This is a genomic window from Flavobacterium sp. GNP011, from assembly GCF_056428925.1.
This window is the reverse complement of sequence record NZ_JBWJVJ010000009.1, coordinates 28,523-50,345: the sequence shown is the minus strand read 5'-3', so window position 1 is coordinate 50,345 and position 21,823 is coordinate 28,523. Positions and strand designations below refer to the sequence as shown.

Sequence of the window (21,823 nt, the reverse complement as noted above, 5' to 3'; positions counted from 1 at the left end):
TGTTTTATGTTTTAGTTTTTTAATTTTCCCTTAACTTCTTTCATTTTCTTTTTGACTTCTTTAATAGGTTTGAAAGGACCAAATTTATGTTGAGTTTCCGTAAACGAATCTGAAAAAGGACCAAAAGGATGATCGATTGTTTTTTTAGAAATATCGGGCCAGTCTTGACTTAAATCTTTTTTAGGTCTGTCAAGACTTTCCACATAAGCTGCAATATCCCAGGACTCTTCATCAGTTAATTGGGGATTTTCATACATTGCACCCAAGGGCATATTGTATTTAATGTAACCAGCAAAACGACTAATTCTAAAAAGTCCTGCACCGTTATTATATGAATTTTTGCCCCAAAGTGGCGGATACGTATATTCTTTTTTGTCCGCTGCCAAAATTCCCTCACCATTCAATTGATGACAACTTGCACATTTGGCATCATATAATGCTTTTCCTTTGGCAGGATCAGCAGCACGATCTAAATATTCTAAATCAATAATTCCAGATGCGTTTGCTTCTTTACCCTTTGGAACATTACTGCCAATGTATTCAATGTAGGCAATCATGGCTTTCATTTCTTTATCATCTTCTTTGAGTGGCTGGCCATTTAAGCTTCTTTCCATACAATCATTTACTCTTTTATATAGATTTTCTACTTGTCCACTTCTGGCTCTCATTTTTGGATACATTGAATATACGGAACCATAATTGTTTCCCCAAGGTTTTGTACCCGCATCCAGGTGGCAGTTGTTGCAATTCATCCCATTGGTAATTTGTTTCACACTTCCATTTGGGCCCAAGTATTTAGCCGTATGTGCAATTAGATCTTTGCCATATTCGACTTCTTGTTTTAAATTGGTATCTGTAATCAAATTAATATCAGCTGGCTTCCAGAATTTTGCCGTCTCATTTTGTAAAATCACTTTTTTCTTTGCATCAATATAAAGAGAATCGAGGTTTGAATCACTATTTTGAAACCAAGCGGTGATGGATGAATGAAAAAACACAAGTAATAACAACCCCATGACTAAGAAAATAATAGTCATGAAGAGATAAATCAGTCTTTTTACAACCAACTTAAATTGGACGATATTTTGTTTTTCTGGAATCATAAAATATATTAATGAGGCAGTTTATCTCTAAAATAACCATAAACCCATGTTCCAACGATTGCAAAGAATAGGGTTACAATCATCACGGTGGCTCCCGTTCCAATTTGTGCAAACAACGGTCCTGGACAAGCTCCGGTTACTGCCCAACCCAATCCAAAGATAAGTCCACCATAAATTTGCCCTTTATTGAAGGTTTTGTCGTGGAACTCAATTTTTTCTCCATAAATGGTTTTGATATTGAATTTTTTTATCAGGAAAACGGATATTATTCCCACAACAACTGCACTTCCAATTACGCCGTACATGTGAAAAGATTGGAAACGAAACATTTCCTGAATGCGATACCAACTGATAATTTCTGCTTTGATGAAAACAATTCCAAACAATATACCAATAACAAGATATTTTAAATTATGGTACCATTTGTGTTGTAATTGACTTTCGTTAATACAAACCGTGTCCAAGGAACGCGTTTCGAAATCTGTATTTTGATCTTTAATATTCATAATTCGTAATTTAAAGTGAAAGAATAAATGGTAAAATAAGGTTTGCCATAATCAATCCGCCAATGAAGAAACAACATGTCGCAATTAATGATGGTATTTGTAAATTAGACAAACCAGAAATAGCGTGACCACTAGTGCAACCTCCCGCATAACGAGAACCAAAACCAATGAAAAAACCACCAACGACCATCATGAAAAATCCTTTAAGTGTAAACAAACTTTCCCAAGAGAATAATTGTTCTGGCAACATTCCGTAAATTTCAGTAATGCCGTAACCTGCCAATTCGGTTTTTAGATTTCCATCAATGACAATCGGATTAGGATTTGACAAAAAGCTGTAAGCAAGTATACCACCCAATAAAATACCGAAAACAAAAAACATATTCCAGATTTCTTTTTTCCAATCGTATTTGAAAAATTTGATATTTGCTGGTAAACAAATGGCACAAGTATGACGTAATGAGGCGCTGATACCAAATGATTTGTTGCCAATGATTAACAAAGCTGGAACTGTAAGTCCAACTAATGGGCCTGCAATATACCACGGCCAAGGTTCTTTGATCAATTCTAAAATTTCCATAATTATATTTTTATGGTAACAAAGGTTGTAATTACAAATGAGTAGTTATGTTACTTTTGTCACACAAGGAAAAAAAAGTAAAAATGAAATCGATTTTATTTTTTTAGTAACTCCTCTAGCTTTACTCGAAAAGAATCACTGTTCCAATTTGCTGTTCCAATTTTGGCTACAATTATATTTCCTTGTTGATCAATAAGATAAGTTACTGGAATTGTTGAAGATTCCATTTCTATAGGAGGATTTGTAACCGATTGATAAACAGGAAGTGTCAAATTTTCTTTGACCATAAAAGCATTTGCTTTGTCAAAAGAATCTGTTGTCACAAATAAAAAGACCATTTTATCTTGATAATCAACATATAATTTTTGAATACTTGGCATTTCGGCAATACAAGGCGGACACCATGTTGCCCAGAAATTAATGAATATTATTTTTCCTTTGTATGTTGATAATGACACAGTTTTTCCGTCTACGTCTTTTAATTGCCATTGAAAACTGGAAAGCATTTTTTGGTCTTTAACTGCGATAGTTTTAGGTGGAAAAGAAATTAAACGGTTTAAATGCACTTTTACAAAAGTTCCCAGCGGACTAAATAAAAGCAGTGCTATCAATACGATAAAAACAATATTTTGAATAGTGGACTTTTTTGAATTTTTTGATTCCATTTTTTTAATTGTTATCCTCTAAAAAGAGATGACTTTAGATTAAAATTTGCGGCTTACTTTTTAAAAAGAGTCTTTCGGCATTCGGATTTCAATAATCACCGATGATACAATGGTGATGACACCAATCAGAATAATAGCATAATTTACACCAAATAAATCAGCTGTTATTCCTGAAATAATAGCGCCAATTGCATATCCTAAATCCCTCCAAAGCCGGAATGTACCAATACTTTCAGCTCTTTGATGGGGATTTGTCGCTTGAGCAATGGCTGATAAAAAAGTAGGATAAACTAAGGCTGTTCCCAAACCTAAAAACGCTGAAATAGCAGCCAATTGATAGAATTCTGCAGTAAATGGAATAAAAAGTATCGCAATTCCCTGCAGTAACATTCCCCAAAACAGCATCTTTTTTTTCGAATAAACATCAGACATTTTTCCGGTTATTAATTGTCCAAAACCCCAAACGGCAGGGTAAATAGCGGTTATAATTCCAATGTTATGAGAGTCGTAATTCAATGAAAGCAATACAATTGGTAAAAGCCCCCAAATCATTCCATCATTTAGGTTATTGACTAATCCTGCTTGCGTTATGGCGCTTAATGCTTTATTTTTGAAAGTGGTTTCAAGGAAAATATTTTCTAATTTTTCAGTTGAATTGGTCGCATTTTCTTGATGTACAAATGCTCGGGTGTCATTCACAAAAAACAAGGTCAATAGAAAACCAATTATTGAAATCCCGATACCTAAGTAAAAAGGGTAGGGCGTAATGCCGTATTCTTGTGCAATATAGCCTGACAGAAAAGCAATTAATCCAACAGCAAAATAACCTGCAAATTCGTTGAGTCCCATCGCAAGTCCTCGATCTTTTTCTCCTACCAAATCAATTTTCATGACTACCGTGCTGCTCCAAGTAAGTCCTTGACTGATGCCCAAAAGAATGTTGGCAAAAATTACCCAATTCCAAGTTTCTGCATAAATTAAAATAAAGGGAATAGGTATGGCCAAAAGCCAACCAAATAAAAGCAAATTTTTTCTGCCAAAGCGATTCGCCAGTTTGCCTGTAAAATAATTGGTAATGGCTTTTGTGATTCCAAATGCAATGATAAAAGATAGAATAGCCGTTTTTGAAGCAATACCAAATTCAATCTCAGCAAATTTTGGAATAATAGTTCGTTCCATTCCTATCATTCCACCAACAAACGCATTGACAATAACCAAAATGGTAAACTGTTTCCAATTTTCTTTCAGTCCAAGTTTGGTTTTGTTTGTTTTCAATTGAGGTGGATTTTTTTAGAAAAGAAATTTGGTGCTTTAAGAGTCACGATTATAATTTGTAATATTCTAATTGATAGTCACCAATGTGTTTTTTATTTTCTGCAATAGATTTTTTGTGCTTAAAATAGTTCACTGTTCCAAAAACAAAAATGATAAAGGAAGTAATAAAAAGTGCTATCTCAATTAGTAAACTATTTTCAATCATCAAGAGATTTCTCAAACTCAAACCTGCGATCAAAAAATACATTGACGTTCTCAAAAAGGAAAGAAAAGTAGATTGATTAGCCAAAGTAGTTCGTTGTAATGCTAATTTTTCTCTTAAAATTAAGTCTTTGTTTGCTGGTTTTAAGTCTTCCATATTATTTTTTTCTTATTGATTTTAAAGTTAATTACAACTGTCTTTGATGGATATAAAAAGAAAAATTTAATACCATTTTTTCCAATGACTTTCAAATTTACCTATTTTAAATCAATTTAAATTTTTAATTTTTTCTAGGTGATTTTGCAAACATATTAAAAATTAAACTTCACGTTAACCACCATATAAAGTGCCATTTAGAGGTTTGGATGTTATGGCACAAGTACGGAATCACAACCGATGCTCAGATATTACAAATAGCTGACAATTGCTCAGAGAATCACACTAACAACTGTTTTGATGATTGCTTTTTTCAATACTATTAATTTTTCTTGCTGATTTTATTTTCTGATTTCGGAACAGCGCAACCATTTGAACCGCAAAAACTAGTATTTAATAGTGCCATTCCGGTAAATAAAATTCCGGGAAGCAGGAACAAATAATTTTTAGTATAAACAGCTTGAATCATCACAATAAGCCCTAAAATCATACGGATAACTCTGATGTAATTCCAATTGGTGTACATATTTTTAATCATATCTTGATATTTAAACAATTGTGCAGTTTAAAACAAAAAAACGGTTTTGTTTTAAACTACACAGATGTAAATTTCCTGAAGTCTATTTCTGAATCATTTCGTTTACATCCTGCCAAGTTCCGCCATTGGTAACGTTTTTGAAACCATTTTGTTCCAAAATCATTTTGGCTTGACCACTGCGATTCCCACTTCGGCAGAAAACAATTATATGTTCTTTTCCTTTGAATTTTTCTAGTTGGCTTGCCACTTTATCCAAAGGAATATTGGCAGAGCCTTTTACGTTACCTTCAGCAAATTCTGCTGCTGTGCGAACATCTACAAGAAACGCACCTTCTTTTATTATTTTTTCCATTTGTGTGGTGTCTTTTTTTGAAAACATGTTTTTAAAAATTCCGAACATAATTGTGGTTTTTAGTATTCAACATCGTTGTTTTGGTTCACCCATTCATTCATTCCAGGACTATAATTAAATACATTTTTATAACCATTTTTTGCCAATAAAGAATAGGCAATTGCCGCTCTATCTCCTCCTTGACAATGAATTAATACTTTTTTATCTTTACTTATTTTGTCTAGATTATTTACTAAAGTACCTACAAATACATTATCAGCTCCTTTTATATGACCTGCATTATATTCTGCAACACCTCGAAGATCAACCACCTGAACGTCTTTTTCTTGTTGTAAGGCTTTAAATTCTTCGATAGTAATCTGATTCACATTCTCCAAAGAACCGCCGTTTTCTTCCCATATTTTTGTAGAAGGAACATAACCTTGAATATTGTCTAGTCCTATTCTCATTAGTTTTCTGGTCAAATCATCCAATTGTGACTCATCGGCAAGCAAGATAAAAGGTTCTTCATACGTAAGGAACCATCCTGCCCAAGTAGCAAAGGAATTGTTCCTCTGAATGTTGATGCTTCCTGGAATAAATCCTTTAGAAAATTCCAATTTATCTCTGGCATCAATTAATTTAGTTCCATTGGCTAAAGCCGCCGTTAATTCGTTGTAATCCAGTTGTTTTAATTTTGGAACAGTTGTAAGCAACGGACGATCCACTTTATTAAGTTTTTTCATCATTGCAAAATACTTAGGTGGTTCTGGTTGGTCTTCCAATAAATATTTTACAAATCCAGCTTCATCATTTTTATGCTGAAAAGCCCAGTTTCTTACTTTTTCATAACCTACCGTTGTACTTGGTACAGCTCCTAATGCTTTTCCGCATGCAGAACCCGCTCCGTGGCCTGGCCAAACTTGAATGTATTCAGGTAATGCGTCAAATTTATTAATTGACTGATACATTTGCTTTGCGCCTGCATCTTGAGTTCCTTTTATTCCTGCTGCTTTTTCAAGTAAATCAGGTCTTCCTACATCTCCCACAAACACAAAATCACCGGTGAACAACATAACTGGCTCTTCGCTAGCAGGTACATCTGTCAACAAAAAACTGATGCTTTCTGGAGTATGTCCAGGTGTGTGAACTACTTCTATCTTTAAGTTTCCTACTTTTAGAACATCGCCATCTTTTATGTCAACATGCGGGAATTCATATTTCCAGTCAGGACCACCTTCTGCTGAAAGGTACATTTCTGCTCCTGTTAAAGCAGCTAATTCTCTAGAACCTGCAAGGAAATCAGCATGAATGTGTGTTTCTAAAATATGAGTAATTTTCATATTGTTTTGTTTGGCAATTTCAAGATAGGTGTCAACATCCCTTTTAGGATCGATAACTGCTGCTACTCCTGCTTTTTGACAGCCAATAAAATAACTTGCTTGAGCAAGACTCTTGTCGTAAATGTGTTGAAAATACATATTTTTATTTTTTTAAGTTTCTAATTTATAGGACAAAATTAATGTATGGATTATTGAAATTTAGTGACTTATGTTACATAGCCTTTATAACCTAATTATTTGGCCTGTATGTACGTCATAACGCATAGAAATAATTTTAGTGTTGTGCTCTTTTATAATTGAATTTTCTTGAATCAGACTATTTGAATGTTCAATATTTGCATTGATGCAACCCAATATATTGTCTTGTTTTGGAGTTTGTTTTTCAGCTTCTAATTCTTCTTTTTCCTCTGCAATAGTTTCAATTATGTCATCAATATGAGTTAGATGTTTTTTGTAACTTTTATTTTCATCATTGATATAAGCTTTAATAGCTCCGCATTCTGTGTGTCCTAAAATGACGATTAATTTTACATCCAGATGCGCAACTGCATATTCAATACTACCCATATCAATATCAGAAATCAAATTTCCCGCATTCCTAATTACAAATAAATCGCCAATTCCCTGATCGAACAGAATTTCAGGTGAAACTCTGCTGTCTGAGCAAGTGACCACAACAGCAAAAGGATGTTGTGCGTTTTGATTGTCTAAAATTGATTTTTTATTTTGATGCGGATGAATTGTTTTTTCTTCTAAAAAGCGCTTATTCCCCGAAACTAATTTTTCCAATGGACTCTGGTTTTTATTTTCATCCAAATTTCTTGTTTCAGTTTTATCACATCCACTCACATTGAAAAGTATTAAGAAGGCAACTAAAATTATTTTTTTCATCACACTGTATTTTTTCTTTGCATGATTTGCACTAATTTCAATAGTTTTATTAAGACTTAAAACTTCTTGATTGTTAGTAAGAGAATTACAAACGCTAACTTTGTTACTTCATAAAAAGCTCCTTTGTAATGATATAAATTCCCATGACTAAAACAAACCAACCAAAGGCAGGTTTCAGTTTATTGCCATCTGTTTTTTTAGATAATGCTGTACCAATGAAAATTCCAAAAATTGCAAATCCAGAAATGGTAACTAGAAATTGCCAATCGATACTGTTTTCTCCACCTTCTCCAAAGAAACCAATCAATGATTTGGCCGCAATTATTACTAATGAAGTTCCAACGGCTTCTTTCATAGGAAGTTTACTTAAAATAACTAAAGCTGGAATAATCAGGAATCCACCTCCAGCTCCTACAAGCCCAGTGATAACGCCTACTAATGCTCCTTCAATAAGAATAATTGGATAATTGAATTTTTGTTCCTCAGCTTCGTCACAAGATATTTTTTTCTCTTTTTTTATCATGCTATATGACGCAATAATCATGATTACAGCAAAAAGCAACATTAAAAAAAGATCCTTTGTGAGGATAAAATCGCCTATCGAAAAAATTTCTTTAGGAATTTTAGGAACTATCAAAGCTCGTGTAGTAAAAACTGCAATAATAGATGGGATTCCAAAAACCACTGCTGTTTTTATGTTTACCAAACCTTTTTTGAAATACCCAACACTACCCACGGCACTTGTTAAACCCACGATGAATAGAGAATAAGCTGTTGCAATTACGGGCTCAACAGCAAATAAATATACTAAAACGGGAACAGTAAGAATACTACCGCCGCCGCCAATGAGTCCTAATGCAACACCTATTAGTATTGATGCAAAATATCCGAAATATTCCATAACTATAAATTTTATGATGCAAATATTATCCGTTTAAATTGCTGTTACAGTAACATTTATCACACAGCGAAATTTTTTTAAATCAAAGCAAAGATGTTAAAGCCTTTAAAAGAACATTTTAGTTCTGATAATCAATTGTTTAATAAATTAGATTTAGCGATTACTATTTTAAATTTTACTTTTTCATATTTTACTTTTTTCTTTTTTTACTGATAAAAAAGGGACGTGTAACTTTAATTAGGAATACATTTTTAAATTAAAATCTGCGAAAGTTGAATTTAATTTCATGTGATCATATAAAAAGACTTTGAAACTAAAATAAGATTTTATTGTAAGGTCATTCTTTTTATTATTTTTACCGCTTTTTTAAGGATAGCATTATGAGTATGCACCTAATAATTAATTGTAGTAGAATATGGTTTTAAGGATAGTATTTTTATTTCTAATTTTTTCATCTCGGGTAGGTTACGCACAAGATATTGATTCAAATGGTAAAAAGGATCATCGTTTTATAGGACTTGGTTTTTCTATGGGTAAAACATTGCCATCAATAAGTATTTTTCCCGAGACTGAAAATCAAAAAGGTATTGATTTAACTTTTGGAAAAACCACCTATCAAAATAAAACATGGGCTAAATTCCTGAATTATCCCAAAACTGGAATTGCAGTCACGTACGCCGATTTTGGTAATCTTAAGCAAGTAGGATACAGTGTTGCCGTTTTGCCTTTTTTAGATTTTGGAGTATTCCAAAGCTTTACAAATAGAGTTCGTTTTCAAGTAGGACTTGGTGCTTCCTATCACAGTGTGATTTATGATAAGGTTACAAATCCAGGTAATTATGGGGTTTCAACACCTATAACTTGGGCATTTAGGTCTTTTGTGTATTATGATGTAGCACAAACAAACCAAGTAGCTGTAAAACTTGGAGTGGGGGCAACGCATTTTTCTAATGGACATACTAGATTGCCTAATCATGGTTTGAATTCGGTTTTGGCCACGCTTAAAACTGAATTTAAGTATCCTAAAAAGGAGTATATTGACTCGAACAAAATTATAGATACTAGCCAGTCAATGACACAAAATTATATTTCAACACGTTTTGGTCTAGGACAAAAAGTATTGGCAAGAGGCTATAACTCGGTTAAAAGCGTGTACACAGCCTCATTTGCTATTGGAAAAATAAAAAATAAGACCTACAAATATGGTTTAGGTATGTACTACCGTTTTTATGATGATTATTATGATTTTATAAAAAGTAATGATGAGTTGTCAAAGAATCAATTTGCATACTTAAAGGAAAATCCATTTCATAACGCAACCACTTTAGGAGTGTATGCTAATTTTGAAATTTTAATGAATCATTTTAGTGTCGAAACGGAATTGGGAGTCAATTTTTACAAAACCTCCTATAAATTAGATTGGTATTTAAACAACGGAAGCTCAAGTTCAGGGCAATATGTTGCCCAAGATTTTGGTGCTAAAGCCAACATAAAACAAGTAATTTCCTCTCGTTTGGGTTTTAGATATTACGCCTTTTCTACTCAAAAATTTCCACAATACAATGTATTTCTTGCAGCCAATATAAATGCAAATTTGGGTCAAGCTGATTTTTCTGAACTAAGTTTGGGATATGTTTACTCTCCTAGGATTAAAAGGTAATACTTACCAAGAAAAGTATTGAAAAGCATTCTAATAGAATTTTTAGCAATATTCTAGAAATTATTTTAGTTACTTTTAGGTAGCATAAATCAACTTTGAAAATGCTTCCTAGTTACTGATTTTACTTCTAAAAGCTTGTGTTGAATAAATATTCAATTGCTTAATTATTATGACTTTTATTAATATTTTTTTATTAAAATTAGTAATAGGAAAATGTTAAAATAAAAGACAATAAAAAAAACCGTAAAAACTTTAAATAAAGTATTTACGGTTTTTTAAAGTGGAGTCGCCGGGAATCGAACCCGGGTCCAAACAAGCAATTCATACACTTTCTACGCGCTTATTTCCTGATTGAATTTTAGACGCAGTGCTAGGCCAGAAACAGCCACACTTTGCTTAGCTACTTTAGTTTCGAAAATTGCACGTAGCTTACAAAATTCTAGGTTTTAATTTACGATTCCCCTGTTTCGAACGCTAAAAACCAGAGCTTTCGAGGAGAATCCTGCTTTCCTACCTGGTAGGACGAGGCTAATCTTACTATAATTCGGATTATGCAGCAAGAGCGTAGTTTCCTTCGCCGTGTAAATGTTTTGAAACCTTTTATTAACGAGAATTGTCCCAGTTCTCGACGTGCTTATGTATCAATTCGACTTGCTGTCAAAACCAGTCGACCCCTTTTTTAATCAGGTTGCAAATGTACAACTAATTTCAGCCTTTAAAGCAAAAATCATTCCTAAATTTATTCATCTCCAATCTTAAACGGATAATCCCCAAAAAGAACGGCCAACTTCCTGACATTGTAGGTTTTTCTTGTGAATTTATTAGACAATGCAATAATTGTAACGCCTTCCTCTTTTAAGGTAATATAAGATGAGGTATTACCATGCCACCAACCATTGTGAAAATAAAAGTTTTGTCCCGAATCCCAGTTGATCATTCTAATCCCAAGACCGTAATTTTTTGTTCCTTTACGCTCGTTGCTGTAACCCGTGTAGACTTCTTTTAATAATGAAGGATTTAGAAATTGAGAACCACTTCTTGCACGGTCAAATTTTAATAAATCTCTAGGCGTTGAGTAGATGTTTTTGTCTCCAAAAACAGCATCTAAATAGTCTTTACCAATTTCTATTTTATTCCCTTTATATGACGTAACAGCAGTATTTTTATCTTTTTCATAGTCAAAAACGTAAGTTTTCTTCATGCCAAGCGGTTCAAATATAAGTTGTTTCATGGCCTCTTTATACGTCAAGTTGGTAACTTTTTCTATCAACAAAGCTAGTATAGCATAATTGGTATTACAATAGCTAAAACGAGTATCTGTTTTGAACTCTAATGCTATATTTTTTGTAGCTAATAATTTAAGAATATCTTGATTCGTTAAAATATTTTTCCTGTCCCAAATATTTTTGTCTCTATCTGTGAAATAAGCATAGTTACGCATCCCGCTTCTGTGATTCAATAAAGTTCTCACGGTAACCTCAGGGTATGGAAATTCTGTTAAGATCGTATTCACCTTTTGGTCTAATGTAATTCTTTTAGCATTTACTAATTTTAAAATAGCAGTAGCCGTAATTACTTTGCTAACTGATGCAATGTGAAGTGGTGTGTTTGCATTTATTAATGTTTTCGAATTAAAATTAGCATAACCTTCGTATTTTTCAAAAATAATCTGACCATTTTTAGCTACCAGAAAACTCCCGTTAGCAGTATTATTAGGCCAGTTTTTTTTGTAAAAAGAATCTATTTGTGCTCTTTTTTTACTAATAAATTGTGCCTCTAGTTGCGGTTCTTTTTGTAATAAAGGTTTCATTATAGGCAAAGTAGTTTTAGGAAGTTGATCATCTCTAAGTTCTACTTTCTTTTTCTCCTTCTCACAAGAGCTTAAAATGAATAGGAGCAGTATAATATGTAGTATATTTGTATTTTTTGGAAATTTCATCAAATGTGGCTTTAAAGGCAAATATATAGAAATGAAGGCTCTTAAGATGCACTTATTTTTGACCTTAACACAATTTTATATGCATTTATACAATTGATTTTTGTTATTAATTTGTTATTCAAGCGTTAGTAAAATAGCCAAGGAATGAAATTTTCAAAAAAAAGAGAATTTTAAGATACTTTTGTTATATTTGTAACAAATACATATCATAAAGTTATATAAATTTAATTATAAGTTATTTAAATCATGAAGTTCGGAATTATAAAAGAAAGAAAAAACCCTGTAGATCGTAGAGTTATTTTTTCGCCAAATGCCATTAAACAAATTTTGACACAGTTTGAAGGTGTGTCGGTGCAGGTTGAAGCATCAGATTGTAGGGTTTTTTCGGATTCACAATATGAAAATTTAGGAATACCAGTTACACAGGGTTTGAGTGATTGTGATTTCTTATTTGGAGTTAAAGAAGTTCCTATTGAGAATTTAATTCCTAATAAATCATATTTCTTTTTTTCGCACACTATAAAAAAGCAACCCTACAACAGAAAGTTGCTTCAAGCAGTTTTAGAAAAAAATATTGACTTATATGATTATGAAACCATTGTTGATGAATCAAATAAAAGACTTATTGGTTTTGGTAGATATGCAGGTATTGTAGGTGCTTACAACAGTATAAGAGCATTTGGACTTAAATTTGAACTTTTTAAATTGCCCAAAGCTGAAACGTTATCAGGTAAAGATGCTTTGATTTTACAACTTAAAAGAGTAATACTACCACCGATAAAGTTTGTTGTTACAGGAACAGGTAAAGTAGGAAATGGGATCAAAGAGGTATTAGATGCTATAAAAGTTAAAGAAATTTCAGTGGAGAATTATTTAACAAAAAATTATACCCAACCTGTTTACACGCAAATTGATGTGTTAGATTACAATATTAGAAAAGATAAATCTATAAAGGATTTTACAGATTTTTATCAAAATCCGAAATTTTATGAATCTAATTTTGAGCGTTTTACAAAAGTTTCAGATATTTATATTTCAGGTCACTTTCATGGAAATGATGCTCCGGTAATATTATCTAGAGCTATGTTGCAATCAAATGAATGTAAAATAAAAATTGTAGGAGATGTGTCTTGTGATGTTAATGGTCCAGTTGCCTGCACTCTGCGAGCATCTACTATTGAGGAGCCATTGTATGGATATTTACCCAGTGAAGATAAAGAAGTTGAATTATTTCATCCTGCTGCTATTGTAGTAATGGCAGTAGATAATTTACCTTGTGAATTGCCAAAAGATGCTAGTGAAGGATTTGGAGATATGTTTATAAATCTAGTGATGCCAGCTTTCTTCAATCAAGACAAAGATGGAATTCTTGAAAGAGCTAAAATTACCGAAAATGGAAAGTTAACAAAACGATTTAGTTATTTACAAGATTTTGTAGATGAAAAATAATTTTTTAATCAAATAAAGGTAAAAAAACATTTAAGTTTTTTATCAAGTAACAATGTAAAATTAATTTTAAAATATAAAAAATATATAATATTTCTAACCAAAATCAATATTTACACCAAAATAGAAAAAATTAAACAATTCTTAATTTTAAACTCTAAGTAAATATTTATTAAAAGAAAAAAAAATATTTTTTTTGAAAAATATTTCTGGTATTGTTTTTGAAAATGAATTAAATAATCTAATTTGCTACACTTAATATAGTGTTAAATGTTAAAATTCGATATTTTAATAATTTTATTAACCAAATACCTCATAGATTTTATGAAAAAGAACTTTACTTTATTATTATTGTTATCCTACATTTTTGTTGGATATGCCCAGAAAGATCAAATCAAAGAGGCACAACTACAGTTTAAAAACGGTAATTCTCAAGGAGCATTATCTATTTTAAAAAAAGCGCAATATCTAATCAATAATGCTGTTGCAGATGACAAGTCAGAGTTTTTCAAGCTTAAAGCTGAAATTTATAAAAGTCTTGCGGATCAAAAAGTTGAACCAGCTACAAACCTTTCTGCTGCAGTAGCTACTTACAAGGAATTGATTGAGGAGGAAGACCGTATTGAAACCTATAAATACTCTGTAAAAGCCCGCGAAGCTATTAAGTTAATCAAAGATGAGGTTCAAGGTAATGCAATTGCAGATGTAAAGGCAAACAACTTTAGTGAAGGAGCAAAAAAAATGTATTCCTTGTATGAGATAGACAAAAAAGATACGCTTAACTTATATCTATCTACTTCATATTTTATGAAGGTAAATGATTATGAAACTGCCTTACGAAATTATAAAGAGTTAAATAAACTCAATTATACGGGTAGAGTTATGGAATATTATGCTATTAATAAAAAATCTAAAGTTGAAGAATTGTATTTAAGTGTAGCTGATAGGGACGCAAATGTAAAAGCTGGAATGGCAGAAAATCCTAGAAATCTTATGGCTGCATCTAAGAAAAGTGAAATTCTATTAAATATGGGTTTTATTTACAGAGAAAAAAAAGATTTAGCTGCAGCTGAAAACTGTTATAAGCAGCTCATTGCTTATGATCCTAATTCAGTTGATGGATATTTAGAAATGGCATATTTAAGTATAGACAAGAAAAAAGTTATAAGCGAGCAAATGAGTGTATTAGGAACTTCAAAAGAGGAAATGCTTGCCTATGACAATTTAAAAATTAAAATGGATGACATTGTAAAAGGTGCTATTAAATATCTTGAAAAAGCAAATGCATTACAGCCTAATGATAAAACAGTTTCAGATTTGTTATTGAAACTATACCGTTCTATGGATTTGATTGCTGAATATAATGCTTTAAAAGCCAAAACAAATTAAAAAAATTCTCAGTAATTTTATCATAGCCCTGTAATCTAATTACAGGGCTTCATGTTTTATATCATTTCTGTTGGTTTTACCCAATTATCAAAATCTTCAGGTGTTACATATCCAAGACGTTCTGCTTCGTATTTTAAAGTGGTACCATTTTTATGTGCAGTTTGAGCAATTTCTGCTGATTTGTAATATCCTATTTTTGGGTTCAAGGCAGTGACTAGCATTAATGATTTTTCTAGTAACTCTTTAATTCTAGAGTAATTAGGTTCTATTCCTTGAGCGCAATGAAGATCAAATGATAAGCATGCATCACCAAGTAGTCGAGCTGATTGTAAAAAATTTGATGCTATAAGTGGTTTGAATACATTTAATTCATAGTGACCTTGCATTCCACCGATTGTAATTGCGATATCATTTGCTATTACTTGTGCGCATACCATGGTCAAAGCTTCACATTGAGTAGGGTTTACTTTGCCAGGCATTATAGACGAACCGGGTTCGTTTTCAGGAATGAAGATTTCATTAATTCCAGATCTTGGTCCAGAGGATAGCATACGGATATCGTTTGCAATTTTATTTAGTGAGATGGCCAATTGTTTTAAGGCTGCATGACTCTCAACCATAGCGTCATGAGCAGCTAATGCTTCAAACTTATTTTTAGCTGTTATAAATGGGTGTCCGGTAAACTCGGCAATGTAATGAGCAACTTTCACAGCGTATCCTTTTGGAGCATTTAAGCCAGTTCCTACAGCTGTTCCTCCAAGTGCTATTTCAGATAAATGGGGTAGTGAGTTTTTTAAAGCTTTCAAACCATAATTCAATTGGGCTACATATCCTGAGATTTCTTGTCCAAGTGTTATAGGCGTGGCATCCATCATGTGGGTTCGACCTATTTTAACAATAGTATTAAATTTAATTGCTTTAGCTTGAAGTGTGTCTTTTAGTTTTTCAATATTTGGAATTGTACTTTCAATTATTATTTTGTAAGCAGCAATGTGCATTGCTGTTGGAAACGTATCGTTTGATGATTGCGATTTGTTTACATCATCATTTGCATTAATAAATTGATTTTCACCTATTTTTAAACCTTTAAGAATTTGAGCTCTATTTGCAATAACTTCATTTAGATTCATATTACTTTGAGTTCCAGACCCAGTTTGCCAGATTACTAATGGAAACTGATCGTCAAGTTTCCCCTCTAAAATTTCATTACAGACCATCTCAATACAATCTCGTTTTTCCTCGGATAGAATTTTTAAATCACAATTGGTGTATGCGGCTGCTTTTTTTAAATATGCAAAACCATATATGATTTCTTTTGGCATAGAGGCTGCCTCTCCAATTTTGAAGTTATTTCTAGAACGTTCTGTTTGAGCTCCCCAATATTTATCTATTGGTACACGTACTTCGCCTAATGTATCTTTTTCGATTCTATACTTCATTTTAAATGGAATTATTAATGGATGGAAATGGTTATTCTTTCATAAATTTTAGGAATTACGATTAGCTCTACAGAAGTTCGTAATTATGTAATTTAAGAATAATTATTATTATGACAAGGACATACTTAGTTTTTTGTGTTTTTTTATTGCTACCAAAAATAATTAGAGTTATATTTGTACCTACATTCAAAATTCCGGAAAACATGTTTGAATTTTCACAGTATTTAGGCTTTTTACTTTTCTTAACCATCCTAACAATGGGATTTTGGTTAATGTTTTTTCTAGTTGGTTTCGTATCCTATTGGGTTGGCGGTGCAAGTTGGGAAGCATACAAAGAGAAGAAAGCAAAAAAGAAGCAAGAACAATCTGTTTAAGCTTTTTAGTTTTATAAAAGAACTCATTTTATGAGTTCTTTTTTTTGTTTTAAATGCATAAAAAAAGGACTCATTTTACATGAGTCCTTTTCTTTTATCCTTGATAATCTCCTTCGTTATCATTTTGCATTTTACGAGTTGGTTTTTCTCTTTCGTTTTTAGGTTTGTTGAAGCGATAGGTAAACGATAAGTTGATTTGTCTCACTCTCCACTGCATTTCACCATAAGAATTTGCAAATTGAGGTAGGTAAGTTTCCATGATTCTTTTTCTAGAATTAAAAACATCGCTTACATTAAATGAAAGTGTCCCTTTGTCTTTCATTATATCTTTACTAAAGGCTAAGTTTGCTGCAAATACACCCAAACTTCTTCCTTGTGCGTTATTTTGAGGGCCATTGTAAGTAGCATTTGTTTGCCAATCAATTTTGTATGGCAACGTTATTTTTGAGGTAATTCTAGTAAACCAAGAAGTAGCAATGTTATTAAAATCTTGTGTTACTTTTTCGTTTCTAAAATTGGTGTACTCGTTTATTCCTTGCGTTTCATTTCTGAAGAAATTAAAGTTACCGTTCAATTTCCACCATTTGTAAGGAGAATAGTTAAGTGTGAATTCAAAACCAGCTCTGTATTCTGTAGCTAAATTAATAGGTGAGCTAATTGTAATAGGAATTCCATTTACGAAATTTCCTGATTCTCTTCTAGCAAATTGAAACACATCAGTTGTTTTGTTTACATATAAAGATGTGTTAAAAGTTAGTTTTTCCCATCTTCTGATGTATCCAAAATCCAGTGCATCTGTAAATGCCGGATCTAAATCTGGATTACCTACAAAAATGTTAATGTTACTAGATAAGTTGCTAAATGGGTTTAACAAACGTCCTCTTGGTCTTTGTATTCTTCGGCTATAACTTACTGAGGCACTACTCGCATCAGATAGTTCGTAGGTAAAGAAAGCGCTTGGAAAAAAATTATTGTACTTTTTAGTATTAAAATCATTAGTAGCTAGTTGATTGATGTTGATGTTTGAATCTTCAAAACGCAATCCAAAAAGAGCTGAAAATTTATTTATTTTGACACCATATTGTGTGTATAAGGCATTTACTTTCTCTTTGTATTCTAATTTATTTGTAAAGTTATTATTGATTACACCATCATTATCAACTCTATAATCTGTAAGTAATTCTAAGAATTCACCACGGTATCCAGCTTCAAATTGACTTGATTTGCCAAAAGGAAGTACATAATCTAATTGTAATAAATTTCGATTTTGTGATTGATTATTAAGTGTATTATCGAATTTTGTTCTAGTAGAGTTAGTTGCAGTATCAGTTATTAATGCATCATTAAACTCATCACTTGTAGAAAAGGAACCATCAAGAGTTAATTTGTGTCCGTCTTTTTTGAATTTCTTTGTATAGTTTGTTGCAAATTCAACATTTTCACTGTCGCTGTTTTCTAGGTTGATACGTGTTCTTCTATAATCAAAACTTCGATCAGCTTTGATATAATCTTGAAAAACGTTGTCAATATTGTTCCCGTTACTTTTTCTGTAATTAAAGCTGTTTGTCCATGTCGCTGTTTCAGAAACAAACCATTCCATACCAAAATTACTATTATAGCCTTTATTGAATCTGTCATTTTTACGAGATTCATTTACAGAATTGGTAATTTCATTATTATCATTTAAATAATCAGTATTGGTAAAAGCGTTTCCAGGATTGCTACGATCATTATAACCTTGAGTCGTAAAAAGGTTAAAGTTTTTTGATTTGTAGTTTAAGGTGCCACTCAATCCATAATTTTCAGGATAACCAGTAGATGCAATTATAGTTCCGTTTAATCCTTGGTTTTTTCCTTTTTTAAGAATAATGTTTAGTAAACCTCCACCACCTTCAGCATCATATCTTGCAGATGGATTGGTAATAACTTCTACTTTTTCGATTGCATCAGCTGGAATTAATCGTAATGCTTCAGAGATATTAATTGCGTTTGAGGGTCTACCATCAATTAAAACTCGAACGTTGTCATTTCCTCTCAAACTCACATTTCCTTCAACGTCTACGGACACTGACGGGATATTGTCTAACACATCACTTACGGTTCCGCCTTTTACCATAAGGTCACTACCTACGTTATATACTTTTTTGTCAAGTTTGATCTCAACGGTAGTTTTTTCTGCTCTTACAATTACTTCATTCAATTGTGCCGCATCTTCTTCTAAGCCTATAACTCCTAGATTTGTACTTTTTGTTAAGTTTTTTTGTTTGATATCATTTCCTTTAAATGAGATAAACTCAATTTTGATGTCATACGTCCCCGGTTTTACTTCTACATCAAAATCTCCAGTTGCATTTGTAATTCCACCAGCCATTGGTTTTGGATTATTTGGCAATGAAAAAGTGATGGTTGCATATTCTAGCGGTTGTTTACTTATTTTTTCAATAACTTTTCCAGTTATTTTAATTTTAGGAGCACCTCCGCCTGGCTGTGCAAATCCTATCATTGCTGTTAAAAAAAAGGCAAGAATTAAAAAAGGTTTGATTAATTTCATTATTGATTACTTTAGTTTTTTTCATTAGACGCACAAACCTTGAATTAGTTTAATAGGACAAATCACAAATAAATGTTAAGACTAAGATTTATCTATTTCAAAAAGTTCTCTACTGATTCAAAATCTCTTCCTATTATTGCTTTTTCACCATCAATTACAATTGGTCTTTGCATTAATATTGGATTTTCGGCAATAATTTTTAATATTTCTTGATCATTCAGGTTTATGTTTTTATAGTTTTCTATCCAAATTTTTTCTTTGATGCGCACTAAATCTATAGGTTTTATGTTTAGTTTGCTAACAATAGTTGTTAATTCATCAATAGATAGGGGGTGAAGCAAGTAAAGTTTAATTTCAAACTCCTTATTGCTCGTTTCGATTTGTGCTAAACATGCTCTTGATTTCCCGCAACGAGGATTGTGATAAATTTGAATCATTTTTTTTGATTTTGAATTATGATGTAACAAAAGTAGTATTTGTTAAACTAATAATATGAAAACATAATTTCAAAAAAATATGTACATAGCCCAAGGTTTTAAGTCAGGAAATACTTTTTGGAAATACATTCAGGGATCAGTTTTACTAATTCTGGCTTCTTTAGCTGGTCAGTTATTTTTTGCAGCAGTTGTTGTTTTAGACTCTTTGAGCTCTGGGAAACAGTTTCAACCCGCAGGATTGAATATGATGACCTATTTTGATTCTAATACTACGTTGTTTTTTTTATTACTCACATTTGTTTTTGTATTGTTAGCTCTTTTTTATATTTTGAAATTTTTACATTATCAAAATATACTTTCGGTTACTACTTCTAGAAAGAAAGTAGATTGGAACCGAGTACTGACTGCTTTTGGGATTTGGTCTTTTTTTACAATTGGATCAACACTTATCCTGTATTTTTCGAATCCTTCTAGTTTTGAAATTAATTTTAAACCTATTCCTTTTTTAATTTTAGTACTAATTGGTATCGTAATGATTCCTTTACAAACAAGTGCCGAAGAATACATTTTTAGAGGGTATTTAATGCAGGGCTTTGCTGTTTTAGCTCGTAATAAATGGTTTCCATTAGTAATGACTTCATTAATTTTTGGAGGTTTGCATTATTTTAATCCCGAAGTTGAAAAAATGGGTCCTATAATTATGGTGTATTATATAGGAACTGGTTTGTTTTTAGGTATTTTGACACTCATGGATGAAGGCATGGAGCTTGCGCTAGGTTTTCATGCTGCTAATAATACTATTGGTGCTTTTTTAATCACATCCGATTGGACTGCCTTTCAAACGAATTCTATTTTAAAAGATGTCTCTAATCCATCTGCTGGAATTGATGTCATTTTACCTGTTTTTCTTATTTATCCAATACTTTTGTTTATCTTTAGTAAGAAATACCAATGGACCAATTGGACAGATAAATTAACCGGCAGGATTCCGTCGGTTTAGACTATAATTTTGTAAATATCACAATCATGACCACTACCGTTACCTATCAAAACGTACATAATTTGTTTAAATTAAATGGTTTTCACCTTGATCGTGATGATTTATGCCGAGTTGCGTATAGTTTTATCAAAGAAGGCGAGGCCTATGAAAAAGCTGTAGGAGATTTTCTTTTAGATTGGTTTGATTCTAAACCATATCTCATGCTCAATACATCTGGAACTACTGGAAAGCCAAAACTCATTCGTATGGAGAAACAAGCCATGGTAAACTCGGCTTTGGCCACTGGAGATTTTTTCGATTTGAAACCAGGAGACAGCGCTTTACACTGCTTGTCGACCCAATTTATAGCGGGAAAAATGATGTTGGTACGCGGTTTTATATTAGGTTTAGATCTTGATTTTGTTGCCCCAAGTGCAGAACCTTTAGTTCGTAATTCAAAGAAATATGATTTTGTCGCTATGGTTCCTTTGCAAGCTCAAAATTCACTAAATGCATTGCAGAATGTGAAAAAAATGATTGTTGGTGGTGCAAATATTGACAAGGTACTTGAAAATGAGTTGTCAAAAGTTTCCACAAAAGTGTATGAAACCTATGGAATGACAGAAACAATTACTCATATTGCAGCAAAAAAAGTTGGTGAAGACTTCTTTTCGGTGTTGCCCAATATTAAAATTTCGCAAGATGATAGAAATTGCTTGGTGATTGATGCGCCTTTAGTTTCTAATGAATCTATTGTTACGAATGATTTGGTAGAAATTAATGATGACAATCAATTTGTTTTTTTAGGTCGAGTTGATAATGTAATTAACAGTGGTGGAATAAAATTGATTCCTGAAAAAATTGAACAAAAACTATCTGCTAAAATAAAGGAAAGATTTTTTGTCTCCAGTATTAAAGATACTGAACTCGGAGAAAAGCTAATTTTAGTTATCGAAGGAGAAAATCAGTTGTTGCCCGATGATTTTTTTGATGGTTTAGACAAATATGAAAAACCAAAAGCTGTTTTTTATGTTCCAAAATTTAAAGAAACAGATAATGGTAAATTAAAACGAGCTGAAATTGTAAATAGCTTGTAGTGAATTTTTTATAAATTAAAA

General features: G+C 32.1%; 21 protein-coding genes and 1 other RNA gene. 6 read left to right on the top strand and 16 right to left on the bottom strand.

Annotated elements, in window-relative coordinates; translation table 11 throughout:
• Positions 1-11: 11 nt before the first annotated feature.
• From AC061E_RS09625 to AC061E_RS09575, 11 genes are all read right to left on the bottom strand, one after another.
• The gene (locus AC061E_RS09625; protein WP_478286048.1) at positions 12-1,103 is read right to left on the bottom strand and encodes a c-type cytochrome; all 1,092 of its coding nucleotides are present in this window, start codon (positions 1,101-1,103) and stop codon (positions 12-14) included.
• Positions 1,104-1,111: 8 nt separating this feature from the next.
• On the bottom strand, positions 1,112-1,609 hold the full coding sequence (locus AC061E_RS09620; RefSeq protein WP_144893674.1) for a DUF6691 family protein: 498 nt from the start codon (positions 1,607-1,609) through the stop codon (positions 1,112-1,114).
• Between the two features lie 10 nt (positions 1,610-1,619).
• Positions 1,620-2,183: a YeeE/YedE family protein gene (locus tag AC061E_RS09615; protein WP_478286103.1), complete on the bottom strand. Its 564-nt coding sequence runs from the start codon at positions 2,181-2,183 to the stop codon at positions 1,620-1,622.
• A gap of 101 nt (positions 2,184-2,284) precedes the next feature.
• Positions 2,285-2,854 carry a TlpA family protein disulfide reductase gene (locus AC061E_RS09610; RefSeq protein ID WP_478286047.1) on the bottom strand — a complete coding sequence of 190 codons (570 nt, stop codon included), beginning with the start codon at positions 2,852-2,854 and terminating at the stop codon, positions 2,285-2,287.
• A 60-nt stretch (positions 2,855-2,914) separates the two neighbouring features.
• Positions 2,915-4,129, bottom strand: coding sequence for an MFS transporter (locus tag AC061E_RS09605; RefSeq protein WP_478286046.1), 1,215 nt, complete (start codon positions 4,127-4,129; stop codon positions 2,915-2,917).
• Positions 4,130-4,178: 49 nt separating this feature from the next.
• The gene (locus AC061E_RS09600) at positions 4,179-4,487 is read right to left on the bottom strand and encodes a DUF202 domain-containing protein (protein WP_478286045.1); all 309 of its coding nucleotides are present in this window, start codon (positions 4,485-4,487) and stop codon (positions 4,179-4,181) included.
• A gap of 322 nt (positions 4,488-4,809) precedes the next feature.
• A complete protein-coding gene (locus tag AC061E_RS09595) occupies positions 4,810-5,025 on the bottom strand; it encodes a hypothetical protein (RefSeq protein WP_478286044.1) in 216 nt (71 codons plus the stop codon).
• Between the two features lie 82 nt (positions 5,026-5,107).
• Positions 5,108-5,425, bottom strand: a complete 318-nt coding sequence (locus AC061E_RS09590; protein ID WP_478286043.1) for a rhodanese-like domain-containing protein — start codon at positions 5,423-5,425, stop codon at positions 5,108-5,110.
• Positions 5,426-5,436: 11 nt separating this feature from the next.
• Positions 5,437-6,837, bottom strand: a complete 1,401-nt coding sequence (locus AC061E_RS09585; RefSeq protein WP_478286042.1) for an MBL fold metallo-hydrolase — start codon at positions 6,835-6,837, stop codon at positions 5,437-5,439.
• Positions 6,838-6,921: 84 nt separating this feature from the next.
• Entirely contained in the window at positions 6,922-7,590 is a 669-nt protein-coding gene (locus tag AC061E_RS09580) for a carbonic anhydrase (protein WP_478286041.1), read from the bottom strand.
• A gap of 103 nt (positions 7,591-7,693) precedes the next feature.
• Positions 7,694-8,491: a sulfite exporter TauE/SafE family protein gene (locus AC061E_RS09575; RefSeq protein ID WP_478286040.1), complete on the bottom strand. Its 798-nt coding sequence runs from the start codon at positions 8,489-8,491 to the stop codon at positions 7,694-7,696.
• Between the two features lie 415 nt (positions 8,492-8,906).
• Between AC061E_RS09575 and AC061E_RS09570 the strand changes: the two genes are divergently transcribed.
• Entirely contained in the window at positions 8,907-10,151 is a 1,245-nt protein-coding gene (locus AC061E_RS09570) for an acyloxyacyl hydrolase (protein WP_478286039.1), read from the top strand.
• A 278-nt stretch (positions 10,152-10,429) separates the two neighbouring features.
• On the opposite strand, the gene ssrA is transcribed toward AC061E_RS09570, so the two are convergent.
• Positions 10,430-10,826: a transfer-messenger RNA gene (ssrA, locus tag AC061E_RS09565) on the bottom strand.
• 64 nt (positions 10,827-10,890) lie between these two features.
• Positions 10,891-12,090 carry a serine hydrolase domain-containing protein gene (locus AC061E_RS09560; RefSeq protein ID WP_478286038.1) on the bottom strand — a complete coding sequence of 400 codons (1,200 nt, stop codon included), beginning with the start codon at positions 12,088-12,090 and terminating at the stop codon, positions 10,891-10,893.
• A 246-nt stretch (positions 12,091-12,336) separates the two neighbouring features.
• Between AC061E_RS09560 and AC061E_RS09555 the strand changes: the two genes are divergently transcribed.
• Positions 12,337-13,539: an NAD(P)-dependent oxidoreductase gene (locus tag AC061E_RS09555; RefSeq protein WP_478286037.1), complete on the top strand. Its 1,203-nt coding sequence runs from the start codon at positions 12,337-12,339 to the stop codon at positions 13,537-13,539.
• Positions 13,540-13,860: 321 nt separating this feature from the next.
• A complete protein-coding gene (locus AC061E_RS09550; protein WP_478286036.1) occupies positions 13,861-14,925 on the top strand; it encodes a tetratricopeptide repeat protein in 1,065 nt (354 codons plus the stop codon).
• A 56-nt stretch (positions 14,926-14,981) separates the two neighbouring features.
• On the opposite strand, the gene fumC is transcribed toward AC061E_RS09550, so the two are convergent.
• Positions 14,982-16,364, bottom strand: a complete 1,383-nt coding sequence (gene fumC / locus AC061E_RS09545) for a class II fumarate hydratase (RefSeq protein WP_478286035.1) — start codon at positions 16,362-16,364, stop codon at positions 14,982-14,984.
• 203 nt (positions 16,365-16,567) lie between these two features.
• Here fumC and AC061E_RS09540 point away from each other — a divergent pair, with 203 nt between their 5' ends.
• Positions 16,568-16,738 (top strand): hypothetical protein, encoded by a 171-nt coding sequence (locus AC061E_RS09540; RefSeq protein WP_086453821.1) that lies wholly within the window; start codon positions 16,568-16,570, stop codon positions 16,736-16,738.
• Positions 16,739-16,832: 94 nt separating this feature from the next.
• On the opposite strand, the gene AC061E_RS09535 is transcribed toward AC061E_RS09540, so the two are convergent.
• On the bottom strand, positions 16,833-19,289 hold the full coding sequence (locus tag AC061E_RS09535; RefSeq protein WP_478286034.1) for a TonB-dependent receptor: 2,457 nt from the start codon (positions 19,287-19,289) through the stop codon (positions 16,833-16,835).
• A 92-nt stretch (positions 19,290-19,381) separates the two neighbouring features.
• Positions 19,382-19,726 carry an ArsC/Spx/MgsR family protein gene (locus AC061E_RS09530; RefSeq protein WP_478286033.1) on the bottom strand — a complete coding sequence of 115 codons (345 nt, stop codon included), beginning with the start codon at positions 19,724-19,726 and terminating at the stop codon, positions 19,382-19,384.
• A 79-nt stretch (positions 19,727-19,805) separates the two neighbouring features.
• On the opposite strand from AC061E_RS09530, the gene AC061E_RS09525 reads away from it, so the two are divergent.
• Complete coding sequence (locus AC061E_RS09525) at positions 19,806-20,726, top strand: CPBP family intramembrane glutamic endopeptidase (protein WP_478286032.1); 921 nt, start codon at positions 19,806-19,808, stop codon at positions 20,724-20,726.
• A gap of 26 nt (positions 20,727-20,752) precedes the next feature.
• Complete coding sequence (locus tag AC061E_RS09520) at positions 20,753-21,802, top strand: AMP-binding protein (RefSeq protein ID WP_478286031.1); 1,050 nt, start codon at positions 20,753-20,755, stop codon at positions 21,800-21,802.
• The last annotated feature ends 21 nt before the right edge of the window (positions 21,803-21,823 follow it).

What these genes read in the sequence shown, in the direction of transcription:
- AC061E_RS09625 (WP_478286048.1), bottom strand. Translation starts at nt 1,103, where the DNA reads ATGATTCCAGAAAAACAAAATATCGTCCAATTTAAGTTGGTTGTAAAA.
- AC061E_RS09620 (WP_144893674.1), bottom strand. Translation starts at nt 1,609, where the DNA reads ATGAATATTAAAGATCAAAATACAGATTTCGAAACGCGTTCCTTGGAC.
- AC061E_RS09610 (WP_478286047.1), bottom strand. Translation starts at nt 2,854, where the DNA reads ATGGAATCAAAAAATTCAAAAAAGTCCACTATTCAAAATATTGTTTTT.
- AC061E_RS09600 (WP_478286045.1), bottom strand. Translation starts at nt 4,487, where the DNA reads ATGGAAGACTTAAAACCAGCAAACAAAGACTTAATTTTAAGAGAAAAA.
- AC061E_RS09595 (WP_478286044.1), bottom strand. Translation starts at nt 5,025, where the DNA reads ATGATTAAAAATATGTACACCAATTGGAATTACATCAGAGTTATCCGT.
- AC061E_RS09590 (WP_478286043.1), bottom strand. Translation starts at nt 5,425, where the DNA reads ATGTTCGGAATTTTTAAAAACATGTTTTCAAAAAAAGACACCACACAA.
- AC061E_RS09585 (WP_478286042.1), bottom strand. Translation starts at nt 6,837, where the DNA reads ATGTATTTTCAACACATTTACGACAAGAGTCTTGCTCAAGCAAGTTAT.
- AC061E_RS09580 (WP_478286041.1), bottom strand. Translation starts at nt 7,590, where the DNA reads ATGAAAAAAATAATTTTAGTTGCCTTCTTAATACTTTTCAATGTGAGT.
- AC061E_RS09575 (WP_478286040.1), bottom strand. Translation starts at nt 8,491, where the DNA reads ATGGAATATTTCGGATATTTTGCATCAATACTAATAGGTGTTGCATTA.
- AC061E_RS09570 (WP_478286039.1), top strand. Translation starts at nt 8,907, where the DNA reads ATGGTTTTAAGGATAGTATTTTTATTTCTAATTTTTTCATCTCGGGTA.
- AC061E_RS09560 (WP_478286038.1), bottom strand. Translation starts at nt 12,090, where the DNA reads ATGAAATTTCCAAAAAATACAAATATACTACATATTATACTGCTCCTA.
- AC061E_RS09555 (WP_478286037.1), top strand. Translation starts at nt 12,337, where the DNA reads ATGAAGTTCGGAATTATAAAAGAAAGAAAAAACCCTGTAGATCGTAGA.
- AC061E_RS09550 (WP_478286036.1), top strand. Translation starts at nt 13,861, where the DNA reads ATGAAAAAGAACTTTACTTTATTATTATTGTTATCCTACATTTTTGTT.
- fumC (WP_478286035.1), bottom strand. Translation starts at nt 16,364, where the DNA reads ATGAAGTATAGAATCGAAAAAGATACATTAGGCGAAGTACGTGTACCA.
- AC061E_RS09540 (WP_086453821.1), top strand. Translation starts at nt 16,568, where the DNA reads ATGTTTGAATTTTCACAGTATTTAGGCTTTTTACTTTTCTTAACCATC.
- AC061E_RS09535 (WP_478286034.1), bottom strand. Translation starts at nt 19,289, where the DNA reads ATGAAATTAATCAAACCTTTTTTAATTCTTGCCTTTTTTTTAACAGCA.
- AC061E_RS09530 (WP_478286033.1), bottom strand. Translation starts at nt 19,726, where the DNA reads ATGATTCAAATTTATCACAATCCTCGTTGCGGGAAATCAAGAGCATGT.
- AC061E_RS09525 (WP_478286032.1), top strand. Translation starts at nt 19,806, where the DNA reads ATGTACATAGCCCAAGGTTTTAAGTCAGGAAATACTTTTTGGAAATAC.
- AC061E_RS09520 (WP_478286031.1), top strand. Translation starts at nt 20,753, where the DNA reads ATGACCACTACCGTTACCTATCAAAACGTACATAATTTGTTTAAATTA.